The organism is Paraburkholderia kirstenboschensis (genome assembly GCF_904848585.1).
Classification (GTDB): Bacteria; Pseudomonadota; Gammaproteobacteria; order Burkholderiales; family Burkholderiaceae; genus Paraburkholderia; species Paraburkholderia kirstenboschensis.
This window is the reverse complement of record NZ_CAJHCR010000041.1, coordinates 1-13491: the sequence shown is the minus strand read 5'-3', so window position 1 is coordinate 13491 and position 13491 is coordinate 1. Positions and strand designations below refer to the sequence as shown.

Genomic DNA, 13491 nt, shown 5'->3' with positions numbered 1-13491 from the left:
TTATCACTCCGTTCTCCTGCTTGGCGTCCAAGCAGGCAGTTGAACATGTGGGTCAATTTTCGATGCAAATTTCTAGCGGAAGTGGGTCAGTTCTATGCGCGTATCAACAGGCGCCTGTCCCTGTTTGCCCAGCGCGAGCGCCATCGCGTCCGCAGTGTTCGGGACGCCCGATGTCGCCGCTGCTCGAGCCGCGCGAAAATCGTCCAGCGACGGTACGCCCGCCGGCACGGCCGACGCCTGCTGGGTGGCATTTAGGGAGGCGCCAGACTGCTTGAATACCGACGACGTATAGATCGCATCGAGCTTGTTGCTCGCAGCAAGCGCACGAGTGTCGGCACCGTCCGCTCCCACCTCGCGCTGGAAGTCATTGCCCGTCAGCATGGGTTTGACGCCCGGACGTTGCGCCGCGGATGCCTCTGAAGCGGCGCGCGCGGCCGCTTCAGCCGCCGCCGCCTCCTGCTGCTGCTTGATCATCTTGTCGATGTCGGAGTTGCTCGCTCCGGGGGCCTCTGTGCTGCTCTTCAGAGCCGACGCCTTCTTCAGGCGGGCCTCTTCCTGCGCCTGATTGCTTGCCTTCAGCTCGTAGTAAAAACCGAGCACACCGATCACGATGGCGGCCAGCAGGCCAATGCTCATGATCGCATTGCGGGGCGTCTTGCCTTTGACGAGTGCAGCCTGTTCTGCGTTAGGCGTGGCCTGTTCGGTTTTCTTCGCCACGGTTAGAACACTCCGAAGATGCGCCGGCGACCGCGCGTCACCGTTACCTCGTCCTTGCCCGACACGAGAACAATCTCGTCGGCCAGACGCTGGAACACGAGGAAGTCGCCGCGGCGGATGAAGTTGCCGACGACACGATCGCCGTGATCCTTGTACATGGGCACCGGCCATGTCTGCGCTTTGGCGGGCATGCGCATCCAGATCGAGTGGCCGTCGTCGAATACGACCTCCGGCTTGAATTCCGCGTTACCGTCCACCGAGTAGTCCCAGTTGAGCTTGTCCGGCGACACGCCGATCGAGCCTGAGTCGCCGCCGCGTTCTCCGGCGGATGCGCCCGGGCCTGCCCCACCGGCTTCGTCTCGCACGTTCACTCGTGCCATCGGTGCACGCGGATACTGGAAGCGCACGGTCTGGTAGAAAAAGCCACCGGCCGGCGACGCGATTAGCGTGAAGTCGTATTCGCGGCGGTTCGTCGTCAGGTGCAGCGTGTTCACCAGGTCCGCCTTATGAGGCTTGATGAAGACGTGATTCATCTTGTCGTCGTCAATTTCCCACTGCACGCTATCGCCCATAGCAGGGTCGGCAATCAGCTTCTCACCCGGTTCGAGCTCGATGGTCGTCAGCTTCAGCGGCGCCGTCAGCACACGAAAAATCTGGTCGCGGCTGTAGGGAAACACGCCAATGCGCGCGTCGCCGGGCATCGTCAACGGGTCAGAGCCGCCGTTAAATGGATTGACGGGGCTCATCGGGTCGCCGGCGATCATCGCGGCATTGAAGGAGCCGGTATCAGCAGGCCGCTTTGCATACACCGCTGCTGTGGGCAGCATGATTGCTGCGAGCAACACGAGTAGCCGGCGCGTGGGCCGCTGGTATCTGGAGGTCATGCTGTTCAAGCTCCACCGGTCCGCTCGAGGCGGAAAAACGGGATGTAGATGCCGAAGGGATTCGCCGAGAGGGCCGCATCAGCGGTAGGCGCGACGATCTGGTAGCGCAGGGTCAGCGCATAGGACTTGACGTCCGGCTTGCCAGTCGCGCCTGCCTGGGAAGTCGTCGTTGTGAATTCAACAAGGACGGTCTGGTCTTCGAGCAGCGCAATGTTTCGCACATTGACTTCGCGGATCAGCTTCGGATTTGCAGTGATCTGCTGGAACGGGGCGTCGACGCGCAGCCAGCTTTTGAACTGGTCGGTTGCAGCCCCAATCATCTGGGCCTTCACCGAGTTGATGTTTGACGACATGCGCGACGTCGTCAGGCTGTCAGTCAGCACCGGCTCGATCGTGAACCAGCGCACCGCCATATCTCGCATGCTCGTGCGCACGGCTTGCGAATCTGGCTTGTAAGCGATGAGCTCGGTGACTACGGGATGACCGCTCACGTCCGCTGACACACCGACTACGCGCGTTACCGACGGCGGAGGCTGTCGAGTCCAGACGGCCCCTGCAGCAACGGCAGCCGAGGCGAACGCGATGAGCATCCAGCGATTGCTCTCGACCTTAAGCCGCGTGCTCGTCTCGAAAATGACTTTCGATGGATCTTCCTCGGCATACATGCCGGGGGCCGTGGATAGCGCGGCCTGCCGCTTGTTCCTGAAAATGCGCATGGCAACCCTTGATGAATGGCTACCATTGAAACAATTTCTAACCAGGCTTTTGCGGCGAAAGGCACGGAGATTTAACTGCCTTTTCAGCAACACGTCGTTGGCGCTTTACGCCTCTCTAAACGCTGCCGTGTAACGCGTTACGGGTCTAAACGCGAAAAGGCCATCAATTTCGCGCGTCATTCCGAGGAAACCAACGAAGGCACTGTGTTACTGGTTGTACACGTGAATCACCCATTATTCCCTTGGTCTATAACTGGTGATCTCCGGTTGCCACTGTTTCCCGTTTCCGATCAATGGGTTATCCCCAGTGCGGCCGTCCATGATTTTTAACGCGTTATACGTGTACACGTTCTACGCGAACCGCTGACGCTTAAGAGCAGCCTTGATGCCTCCCAAAACCTCTCGCGCACGTTCAACGTTTCGAGCCGGCACCCCTCGCGTCAGTGCATGGCCGTCTTGTGGATCGCGACCGCATTCGGTCCAACGGCCCTCAATCGCCAATGTGATGTCCATTGCTGCGGCGTGTGGCACCGAGCCGCATTCCGGGGTATTCGGTCGATTGGTGCAAAAAAACTGGGGAACAGCGTGAGCAGCCGCTTGTATCAACACTGTGCGACCTCTCGGCGTTTGCGCATACGACCGATCCGCAAGTCTTTGATCAATCGATGCTCTTCGGCGAAAACCGCCAGAAACTGCACGGAAAGTACGGATACCCTCAAGCGTCCTTACAGCGATGCGCGACCAGTTCGATAGGAATCCTGAACTGATCATAGTGCGTACGTTTTTCGATCCGAATCGCATTCACGTGATGGGACCATCAGCAAGCAAGCGTCCAGCACAATTCATTGAAGATCGTTGCCGCAGCCGGGCGGACAAGGTGCCGATTCCGCATCATTCCGTTCCGTCCCGTTGCGATCTCCTGTGAAGGCGCTGCGTCAGCTCTGTCGCGGTTCCGAGGAACTGCCACAACACATGCAGTCGGGGAGCAAACCGACGGCCGCCGGCGCCACCCGATTGGGCCAAATCAATCCCCCGAGGCCGCGATCTTTGCGCGTAGCCATGACGTATAAGCAGTTCGCTCCAATGGGTTCTTGAACGTACCCATCTCAGGCTGGTAAGTGTTTCCCTTGCCGCCTTCTGCCATGTATTGGCCGACAAACTGTTGCTTCTCGGCCAGCGTCAATGATTTGATCTTCGCAGTCGTTCGACGTGAACGCTCTTCTGCAGAGCTATCCTGATCAAGGGCCGCAGGTCGTTCAGAAGCTGATTCGACCTGGCCATCGCCCTTGGGCCTCACTTCAATGCGAGTGCCCTTTTCGAAGACGGTTCTTGCGTACCCTCCAGCGTTGCCACGAATTTGCCGGCTCTTGGCCTTCTCTTCGACGTAAATGGCAGTCTGTAAGGCTCGGTCTGGCTCTTGCTGGATCCAGCTTATAGCGAGTCGATCTCCGACACCAAGGCGAGTTAGGCGCTTGAATGCTTCGGACTGTCGAATAGCCTTATGTTCTTCGTCTTCGTTGGTGTCATACATCGACTTCTGAGGATTGTCTTCTACAAGGAAGCGTATTTGGACCACGCGTCTCGCCTCTCGCTTGTACTCCGGAGACACGACAATGTTTGACACCTGGTTGATTTCTTTGACGGCCTTTTTGATCACTTCGGCCGAAAAATGCTTGAATTCATCATACATGCTCGCGTCTGCGCCAAGCAGACGGCGCCAGGTCTCCACCGAAATCCAACCCGTCGATCCTGTTCGTTTAAATCGCAGACAGTTCTCGTATAGGGCAAGCGCGTAGCCCCCACTGAACTGCCGCTGCACATTGATGTTGATTAAGGTGTAGATGTCGGGATTCGCGAGCTTGCCCGCAAGCCAGTCGCTGTACTCGTACGAGCAAAGGCCATTCTTTATGCTGGCGTATGCAATGAGCGGAGACGCTTCCCAATCCGTCTTCGCACCATCGTGCAAGAGATCGAACGAAATTGGGGTCGACATCACCTTTAGCAGTGCGCGCTTCAATGCGTCGTGATTCTTGCTGTCGAACCCTAACATCGTGCAAAGGATGCCCACAGGCAAAGTATGGCGCTTCCTTGTAAGTAGGTCGTCGAACGCATTCAGTAGCAGCACGTTCACAATTTTGCGCTCGAGCAGCGACAGCTCACCGCTTACGTGAACCGTGGCTACGTGCTTCTTCAGTTCGCTAGGGGGAGGACCAAGCGGCTTGATATTGGGCATGCACTCTCCTAAGGCTTCCGGGATTTTAGGAGCTAAAAGTCATGGCGGCAACTTATCTGACACTGACTTTCCGGTGCCGACGCACCGCATTCCCCATGAACCCCGACTTTTGAGGCCCACATTAGCGCTGGCGAAAGGTCATGGTTTGTGGGGAAGATGGCGTCCGCCCGCGAAAGGTCATGGTTTATGGGGCTCTTTCGACAAAAGGAGAGGTTAAAGGTCATGGTTTGTGGGGAGCTTCGCCGACACGTGGCAACGATCGGGGGCTTCGCTGCGAAAACTACGTCTCGGGGACTGAAATTGTGCTCCCGTGGCGCCTACCGGAGTGTGCAAGGAGCGAGACGTCGAAATCATGGGCGCCACGTCCTTTTTCACACTCTGATCCCGCGCCCATAAACCATGACCTGTGGAGATTGGCCGACGCCAAAATTCGCAAATTAATCAATGATTTGCTTCGCGCGCGCGTGTGGCCCCATAGACCCTGACTTAGACCCATTAACCATGACCTTTCACCCCACAAAGCCTGACCCACCTTTGATCAGCGCCCCATGAACCGTGACCTTTCGCCCCATAAGGCATGACCTAACCACCGCCAAACCCTTGCCAGGTAAGGAAGCGGCGACCGTAAACGTTTTTAAAGTCTTTGTTTCCTAAAGAAACAACAAACAGGTGTTGGTTTCTTGATGGATGGTTCCAAGTAAAAACAACGCGCATAGGCAAAGCCAACACGCAGCCGCGACTCCCGAACAATTAATGTTCTGCCTTCAAATCTCCCCGGCTAGGGCCTGTAGCTGTGCTGTTCAGGGTTCGCGACCAGTCACAAATTGCTTGCACTTCATTTGATTAGCCACTAAGCTTCCGCAAAATTCAACACGGACTGCAAGCTTTTTCTCCGCGTGTTGAATCAACAAGTGATAGTACTCGATACAACGAAACGGGAGCGGTTGATGAACACAGCAGTTCGGCGTGCCGAAAAGCCGCAAATGTCCATAAAGCTGAAGCATGCGCCCAAGCCTGTACCTCTCGCATCCATAAAGGCAATTGCAGAGAACGCCAGTGGCATGCTCCTGGACGTACGCGAAAGCATGCTGGCTCCTCATCCGCGCAAAAATGCACCGGTCTTCACAACTGCACAGGTCGGCGAGTTGTGCCGCATCGACAGGCAGCGCATGCATTACCTGGCGCGAAGTGAGGATGATTTGCCTCAAGGTACCCTCCGTCACAGTCGCAGCAGGGAGTTTACTCTTTCCGAAACGAGGGTCTGGATCGATCGGATTGGGCCGTATTCCAAGCGGCCCGCTGGCGTCAAGGGAAAGAAGATAGCAATCGGGAACTTCAAGGGCGGGGTCAGCAAGACGACTACCGCTATGACGCTGGCGCAAGGACTCTCGTTGTTCGGCCGTAAAGTGCTTTTGGTTGACTTGGACCCGCAGGCGTCACTTTCGGCGCTGCACGGCATCCTTGCGGACAGCGAAGTTTCGGACGAGCAGACCGTGCTTCCGCTGATTTACGGCGATGAAGAGGATCTCCAGTACGCTGTGCAGTCGACGTACTGGGACGGAATCGACCTGATCCCGGCGAGTGCAGCGCTCTTTGGCGCGGAGTTTTTCCTGCCATTTAAGCAGTCGAAGGACCAGTCGTTCCAGTTCTGGAATGTCCTGAACAAGGGGCTCGAGCCGCTATTGAGTGAATACGATGCCATCGTTATTGATACGCCCCCTGCCCTATCCTATTTGACGATCAACGCCTTCATGGCGGCGGACGGACTTATCGTTCCGACACCACCGAGCGCGCTCGACTACGCTTCCTCAACGCAGTTCTGGAATCTGTTTTCGGACCTTTCTGAGAGCATGCAACAAGTCGCGCCGGAATTGGCCAAGAGCTTCGACTTTATACACGTCCTATTGGCCAAGGTTGACCAAAGCCAGGCGGCAACACCCATCGTTCGCGACTGGATTAACAAGACTTATGAAGGACTCGTCCTTCCGGTGGAAATCCCTACGACTGCTGTTACGCAAACCGCCGCCGCCGAATTTGGCACGGTTTACGACATTTCCCGGTACCAAGGCAGTTTGAAAACCTATCAACGCGCTCGAGAAGCCTACGATCGATTCGCGGAAATTGTTGATCAGCAGCTTGTCGCACTGTGGCTTGCAGACCAGGAGGCCGAATGAGTATCAAAGACCGTCTCGCAGCGAAGTCTGCAACGATCGGAACGTCCCCGCGCCCGCAAAAAAACAACGAAGAAACCCCTGCAAGGCCGAAGACTGCCCCCGGTCAATTGATGGCATCGCTGCCATTACTGGCAGAGAAGGAGAAAGAGCTTCAGGTGGCGATTAAGCGCATCGAAGAGCTAGAAACGGGCGGCGATGCGAGTTTCCAAGAAGTCGATATATCGACCCTCGTCGAAGTTCCCGGCCGTAAAAGACTGTTGTCGAGGCAGGAATACGGCGAGCTGCGAGCGAATCTCGAAGCGAACCCTCTTATTCATCCGATCGTCTATCGTCCTTTAGATGACGGTCGCAATGAAATTATTTCGGGAAACAACCGAGTCGCTATCTACCGGGACGATCTTAAGCGCACAAAGATCCGGGCGGTGCCCTTTACCGGGAGCGACGCGGAGGTTGAGCTCGGGGCTGCGTTCTCGAATCTGTTGGCCCCGTCACTTCCCGATTTCGAAAAGTACCGACAATTCCAGCGTATCCAGGAGAATTTGGGGCTAACGCAGGCTGACATTATTCGCGCATCGTGTCTGGCTCAGAGCCACGTCGCCCGTATCCTCGCGTTCGATAATTTGCCGGTTGCCGCCAAAGAGCTGGTTGCCTTAAATCCGCATCGGCTTGGCGGGACCGCTGCGGCCAAGTTCGCCGCTCTGGCGCAACAGGGACACGAGGGCGCGGTAATAAGCGCAATCAAGGCCTTGGTTGAATCGGAAGACATGACCCAGGAGAGGGCTCTCACACTTGCGACTCCTACACGACCGAAACCGGTCGCTCCAAACGCCAAGACAATCAACATCGGTCGAAAAAGGTTTTGCGACCTGACAGTGAGGAGCGGGGTGGTCGGGCTGAGGTTTTCAGGGAAGGACAGCGAAGCCCTGGCAGAGACATGGGGCGAGCGCATCGCCGAATTCATCCGTCGAGAACTAGAGAGTAAAGAGGCAGCGCCATCCAACTCGGAGAATTAGTCGAATCAACGACATACCCGGCGACTGTCCCTCGGTCGGATGCCGCCATCCAAATTGGATAGTTCGAAAAATCAATCACTTAGGCCGAACGCAAGGTATCTAGAACCAACGCGGTACGCGTTGGCACCAACCGGTCCGGCAGAGCGGAAGGGGATCGGATGGCGCCGTCCCCTGCGAACCGCAGCCTGTCGGCGGTTCGAACTGCCTGGCCTCAAAACTCACGCAATCCCGCTCTTTGACGCTCGCTACTTTTCAGAGTGCGGGCCTTGCTTCTCCGTCGCGCGGGTGAAGGGCGCCCCATAGACCATGACCTTTAGCGTCCGGGCCGCCATCGACGGCGATACCACCCTAGGCAGGGCGGCCGTTTGACGGAGCCACCCAGTTCTTCCTAGCGTCGTCCCCATAGACCATGACCTTGGGGTTGAGGAGACTATTTGCTTGAACACTTTCCTACCTCTGGGCGCGAATATTTGGTCGTGACGAGACGGCTGATTTGTCCGTCGATGCGGGAGCGATGCCGACTTAGCTGACCTGACGGCGTGCCCGGCGACTGTCTGATTGGAATGGTCATCCAATTTGGATAGTTCGTAAAATCAATCGCTTAGGCCGAAGGCAAGGTATCTAGAACCAACGCGGTACGCATTGGGCACCATTCGGCCCGGCAGAGCGGAAGGGGATCGGATGGCGCCGTTCCCTGCGAACCGCAGCCTGTCGGCGGTTCGAACTGCCTGGACTCAAAACTCACGCAACCCCGCTCTTTGACGCTCGCTACTTTTCAGAGTGCAGGCCTTGCTTCTCCGTCGCGCGGGTGAAGGGCGCCCCATAGACCATGACCTTTAGCGTTCGGGCCGCCATCGACGGCGATACCAGCCCAGCCAGGGCGGCCGTTTGACGGAGCCACCCAGGTCTTCCTAGCGTCGTCCCCATAGACCATGACCTTTGGGTTGAGGAGACTATTTGCTTGAACACTTCCTACCTCTGGCGCGAATATTTGGTCGTGACGAGACGGCTGATTTGTCCATCGATGCGGGAGCCATGCCGAACTAGTTGACTCAACGGCGTGCCCGCCGACTGTCCGATTGGAGCGGCCATCCAAATTGGATAGTTCGCAAAATCAATCTCTTAGGCCGAACGCAAGGCACTCAAAAGCAACAAGTCGGGCGTAGGCGCCATTCGGTCGGGTAGATCGGGAGGGCAGGCAAGTCGCGACACTCCTGCCAACCCCAGATCATCGGCGACTCGAACGCTGTTGATGCTCAGAGCGTCGCGCGATCCGGCTCCTCGACATCCCTCAAAACTAAAACTGCTTGTCGGACCTTGGTGGAGTCTTGCCCTTCGGTCGCGCGCGCCGCGCGGCTCCCCATAAACCGTGACCTTTTGCATTCCCGCCGGCATAGACGGTCGTTAAGAGACAAGGAAGAGCGGGAGTCCCACAGAGCCGGCGAGATCTCGCCAAAAGGCCCTTGGGAGAGGGCAGGCGAGCGAGCAGCGTGAGAGCGGAGAAAAGCCGGGATCGCTTGCTAGACTCTGCGCCGAAGGATGGTTGTAACAGCCTTCGGCCCCGGCTCGGCCTCACCACGGGCCGTACGTGTTCACCAATGGCTGGTGGTAACACCCTTCGGCCTTTGATCGGCCTCGCCACGGACCGTACGCGTTCGGGCCAAGTTTGGCCCCAAACTGCCCTGCGAACTGAGAGTGCCCACGCTTCCCCGGGGAAACGCCTGTCCCGTGCGGTCGCCCCTATTCACAAGGAAAGCAAGCGTGACGGAAAAATCCTCTCGCGTAGGGCGAGAACTCTTGCGTAGGCGAGAGGCGCCGGTAGTATGAGGGAAATCGTCGGAGGAAAGGCATCGGATTGGCGCACTGTTTCAGCTAGCTTTTCGGCGAATTGCGATTCCGGGGATGCGCGGACAATGGGTAAGGGGCTAATGACAATGAAAATTGCGAGAAAGACAAATGAATGACGACCCGCTGGCGCTGGCCGCGCTATACAGGGCGGGCCTGGGCTCTAAATGGGAGACCATGACGGAGGCGGCCGTCGCAATGGCCGCGGTAGGGGTGCGCGCGAGCAAGAATCGGATAGTTCAGGCGGTGGCGGTCTCCGAGTTCCCGACGGAGATCTTGGCTCTATTCGCCAGCGTTGGAATGGTCAACCGAACGGCTCGTGAGCTCATCCGAGCGCGAAACGAGCAGGGCATAGCTGACATGGTCGCGCGCTCCGCTAGGCTCAATCCTGCGGGGAAATCGAGGTCCGAGATTTTGGCGCACGTTTGCAACACCCGTAGTACGTCTCGCTATCGGCGGACGTACGCGGGCGAAAGCCCTTTCGCGCTGAACGAGCGATATGTCCAAGGATGTCGTTCCGGCCTATGGTCAACAGTGCGACAGGCGGCGGAGGCGATGGGTATCTCGCATTCCAGGCTGACGATGGCGTCGGCTATTGCCGCGTTGCCGCAGGAGTTACTGAATGCTCTCCCCACCGGAGGCCTGACTTTCGAGACGGGTCGCGCCCTTGTCGACTTAGTAGCGCTTCGCGGGGAAAAAGTCATTCGCGAAGAAGCGATCTCAGTTCGAAAAATCGTCCCACGACTCAGCCCTCAACGCTTGTTGACTCGCCTTATAGGAATTGACTGCTCCCCGGTTCAAGTCAAGGTGCGGCGTGGGAAGAAGAAAAATGGTCGTTCAGGCGGACTTTTCGTAGAGCTATATCTTGACCCTTCGGATCCGGAAAGCGAATCAAGGCTTGAGACGCTCGTGGGCTTAGTGAACCTGGAATTTGGAAGCGGTTCGAAGGTCGGCAGCGCCGCCATTGTGCCGCGGGATGAACGGCTTCGACCATATCTTGCACAGAAGCAGCGGCTTGACAGACCAGCTCCCCTTTCTCGTCTTTCGGTACCACCCCACCTGTCCGGGTCTGCGGGAACAAACCGCGACACAGCCATGCCATCCGTAGGGATTGACGACGATCGCGCCGCGCTGGAGCGCTGGCTGTCCGAGTACACAAGCCCGGCGACCAAGAACAGATATCAAAACGAATTGGAGCGGCTGCTGTTATGGGCGCTTTTCGCAAAGGGCAAGCCGCTGTCGAGCATCGATGTGAACGATGCGAACGAGTACATCAATCGATTTACGTTGGACCCACAGCCATCATCTGTGTGGATAATGAGGGGGCGACGGTCGCGCGACGAGCCGACATGGCGTCCCTTTCGCGGGCCGCTCTCGGACGAAAGTCGCCAAAAGGCTCTCCACATAGTGAAAAAGTGCTTTAACGATCTCATCGCGCATCGGTACTTGGTGACAAACCCGTTCCAAAATGTGAAGGTCAATCATCAGCCGGGTATTCAGTTAGAAAATGAATATACTGAATTACACGAACACAGCGGGGCGTGAAGGCCGCTGCGCACCCGAACCCAGCTTGCCAAGACTATGGCCCTGGAGGGGCGCCCGACCAACGGGATGTACCGAGGTCACGAGGGCATTAAGTTATGTCCGTGTGGTTCGCCACCGCGCATAGCGTGTTACGCACCGGCTCGCCTCGGGAAGGCTTCGGCCTCCCGGTACTGACGGGCGATCTCTGCAGTCGCATAGATCGAGGTCGTGTCCAGCGAGTCGTGGCCCGCAAAATTCCTCGCACTCTCGAGACTCATGCGTCCGCGACCGCATGTGATACGAAAGTGTCTCGCAACCAAATGTGGGGTGACCGCTGCGAATGCGCGGGCATGCGGCGAGTCCTCGCGCAACGCGGCCGCCGTCGAGGTGGCAAAAAACCGCTTCACCGCCTTGTAGAGTTGGTCGTGATGGATCGGCGCCCAGCCTGGCGGGGGAGGGCGGCCAGCGCCCTGTGAACATCGTCGCCACGCTCGGCCGCTTCACGCCGCACCAGGCCGATGTCCTGGTTGTCGGGCAGGGCGGGGATAAGGGGAGTGCCGACAGGGCAGGCGGAGGGGGATCGCGAGGGAAATCCCGCGTCTCTAGGTAGTCGCCGAGCGCCTCGAGCACGGCGGGCACGAGCGGAATGAAGCGCTCCTTCGCGCCTTTCCCCACCACGACGTGTTCGGATTTTCATAGTCGGCCAGCCAGAAGGCGATCGCCTGCAGGTCATTCTGCGCACCGCTGTTGTTCTTGATCAGATTGCGGTTCGCGCCGCGCGAGCCATCGAGATCCGTCGGCGCCAGAAAAGATTCCAACGGTACGATGGCGGTGACCGGTTCACGTCGCAACTGCGGCACCGGCAGGCGCTGGTCGGACGGATGAATGAGCGCCTCCGGCGCGATGCTGAGCCCATTGACATCGCGATAGTTTTCGAGCCACGCCGAAATGCGGCGGGCGCCCGTTTCGCCCAGACGTGGCACGTCCCGGTACCAGCGGTAGCCGACTGCGCTGATCGTTTCGACCAGCTTTCCGATCGTGGTGATGCCAACGTCGGAGAGGCGCAGCGCCACCGCCGTGTCGAACCAGCCAAGCACGTGATGGTCAGGCTTTGGATCCTCTACCACGAGGCGCGCGAGCGCGTCCAGCGCGGCCATCTGCCGGATCCGCAGTCGCGCGTTGCGCTGCTGCCGGCGCAGTGTCGCGGTCAAGTCCGCGCCCGGGCCCGCGTGGTGCGCGGTGAACAGGTCGAGCAGTTCCCTTTCGGTATGGAAGCCGTCCGGGTCGTGCTCCGCGGCGAAATCTTCCAGCGACGGCGCGGCCGCGGCCGGCTCGGCGGTTGCCAGCACCGTCGGCCGGATCGCGAGCAGCCGCGCGGTCGTAAAATCTTGTCGCTTGCGGGCCGCCGCGACAAGCGCCGTCACCAGCCAGTTGCGTGTGGCCGCGGCTTTCCGCGCGTCCCGGCCGAACTCGAGATACTGATCGGCCAGCTCTGCCAGATCGAGTCCCTCCAGATAGCCGCTGACGTGGATTGAAGCGAAAGTTGCGGCACCACAAATCGGCCGGGCAGCGAATGGAGGCTGGTCTCCGGGAGTGCCGTTCTCACTATCGTTTCTTCGCGTCAGGAAGTGAAAGACGGAAATGCCAGAGAACCGAAGAGAAAGTCTGAAATGTCGAATACCGACAGGCCGCGATCAACGAACGTTTTGTGAAACATAGCTGTTTTACATGGCGGCCGAACGAAAGCCAGCATTGGCGGGGCTTTGACAGCAATCGGGCGTGTTTTTACCCTGATTGTTTCACGATGAGATGTGATTCTCGATCGGGGCACCCCCGGAGGCAAGCGTGAAGTGCAAATGCACCCTTTGGGGGTGGACGAAGTGTAGCGGTTGATACGTATTTTGTAATGGCCCGCGGTATGCAGGGAATTCGACGGCGCGGCCGTCGGAAAGGCGAATTACCCGGTATTTTTTGTCCTAAAACATGGTGATCGGGCAAAACCTTAGCCTTGGCGATGATCGAACCACGTTTCGTGCGGGCCGTCAACAGCACCCGTACTTACGGCGCGCATCGTTACGACGTGTTCGGACCGAAGGTGGGGCGCCGGCTAACACTGTTCGGGCGGTGTGCGCTGGATCTGTGGATCCGCCTTGAATCGGATGCCTACGTATTCGGATACTGCGAGAGGCCCCTGTGTATTCCCGGCACGAACCCAGCACGGCCCGTCGATTTCTGGGTCCGCACGCCTGATGAAGAGAGATTATGCGTCGTGCTGCCGTAGAACGTATTAATTCTGTCTCTGTTGCGTCATTAAATGTGTCACCTCGCGTCGGCGTAGTAGAAATGCAACTAACCGTCAGCCACAGCAGACCCGACCAATCGCTT

General features: G+C 58.1%; 8 protein-coding genes. 3 read left to right on the top strand and 5 right to left on the bottom strand.

The window, feature by feature from the left end; genetic code table 11:
* Positions 1-72 precede the first annotated feature (72 nt).
* From JMY24_RS37305 to JMY24_RS37290, 4 genes are all read right to left on the bottom strand, one after another.
* A complete protein-coding gene (locus JMY24_RS37305; protein ID WP_236597766.1) occupies positions 73-717 on the bottom strand; it encodes a hypothetical protein in 645 nt (214 codons plus the stop codon).
* Positions 718-719: 2 nt separating this feature from the next.
* On the bottom strand, positions 720-1601 hold the full coding sequence (locus JMY24_RS37300; protein ID WP_201704041.1) for a TrbG/VirB9 family P-type conjugative transfer protein: 882 nt from the start codon (positions 1599-1601) through the stop codon (positions 720-722).
* 5 nt (positions 1602-1606) lie between these two features.
* Positions 1607-2317 (bottom strand): VirB8 family type IV secretion system protein, encoded by a 711-nt coding sequence (locus JMY24_RS37295; protein WP_201704043.1) that lies wholly within the window; start codon positions 2315-2317, stop codon positions 1607-1609.
* Positions 2318-3341: 1024 nt separating this feature from the next.
* Positions 3342-4550: a replication initiation protein gene (locus JMY24_RS37290; protein WP_201704039.1), complete on the bottom strand. Its 1209-nt coding sequence runs from the start codon at positions 4548-4550 to the stop codon at positions 3342-3344.
* Between the two features lie 947 nt (positions 4551-5497).
* On the opposite strand from JMY24_RS37290, the gene JMY24_RS37285 reads away from it, so the two are divergent.
* From JMY24_RS37285 to JMY24_RS37275, 3 genes are all read left to right on the top strand, one after another.
* Positions 5498-6724, top strand: a complete 1227-nt coding sequence (locus tag JMY24_RS37285; RefSeq protein ID WP_201704037.1) for a ParA family protein — start codon at positions 5498-5500, stop codon at positions 6722-6724.
* Positions 6721-7737 carry a ParB/RepB/Spo0J family partition protein gene (locus JMY24_RS37280; protein ID WP_201704035.1) on the top strand — a complete coding sequence of 339 codons (1017 nt, stop codon included), beginning with the start codon at positions 6721-6723 and terminating at the stop codon, positions 7735-7737. Before JMY24_RS37285 ends, JMY24_RS37280 begins: the two co-directional genes overlap by 4 nt.
* 2400 nt (positions 7738-10137) lie before the next feature.
* Positions 10138-11127, top strand: coding sequence for a hypothetical protein (locus tag JMY24_RS37275; protein WP_201704033.1), 990 nt, complete (start codon positions 10138-10140; stop codon positions 11125-11127).
* Positions 11128-11708: 581 nt separating this feature from the next.
* On the opposite strand, the gene JMY24_RS39125 is transcribed toward JMY24_RS37275, so the two are convergent.
* Complete coding sequence (locus tag JMY24_RS39125; RefSeq protein WP_236597765.1) at positions 11709-12530, bottom strand: phage integrase family protein; 822 nt, start codon at positions 12528-12530, stop codon at positions 11709-11711.
* Positions 12531-13491: the final 961 nt, after the last annotated feature.

Bases quoted from the DNA above. Each gene is read 5' to 3' on its own strand.
- JMY24_RS37285 (WP_201704037.1), top strand. From the start codon at position 5,498: ATGAACACAGCAGTTCGGCGTGCCGAAAAGCCGCAAATGTCCATAAAG.
- JMY24_RS37280 (WP_201704035.1), top strand. From the start codon at position 6,721: ATGAGTATCAAAGACCGTCTCGCAGCGAAGTCTGCAACGATCGGAACG.
- JMY24_RS37290 (WP_201704039.1), bottom strand. From the start codon at position 4,550: ATGCCCAATATCAAGCCGCTTGGTCCTCCCCCTAGCGAACTGAAGAAG.
- JMY24_RS37295 (WP_201704043.1), bottom strand. From the start codon at position 2,317: ATGCGCATTTTCAGGAACAAGCGGCAGGCCGCGCTATCCACGGCCCCC.
- JMY24_RS37275 (WP_201704033.1), top strand. From the start codon at position 10,138: ATGGGTATCTCGCATTCCAGGCTGACGATGGCGTCGGCTATTGCCGCG.
- JMY24_RS37300 (WP_201704041.1), bottom strand. From the start codon at position 1,601: ATGACCTCCAGATACCAGCGGCCCACGCGCCGGCTACTCGTGTTGCTC.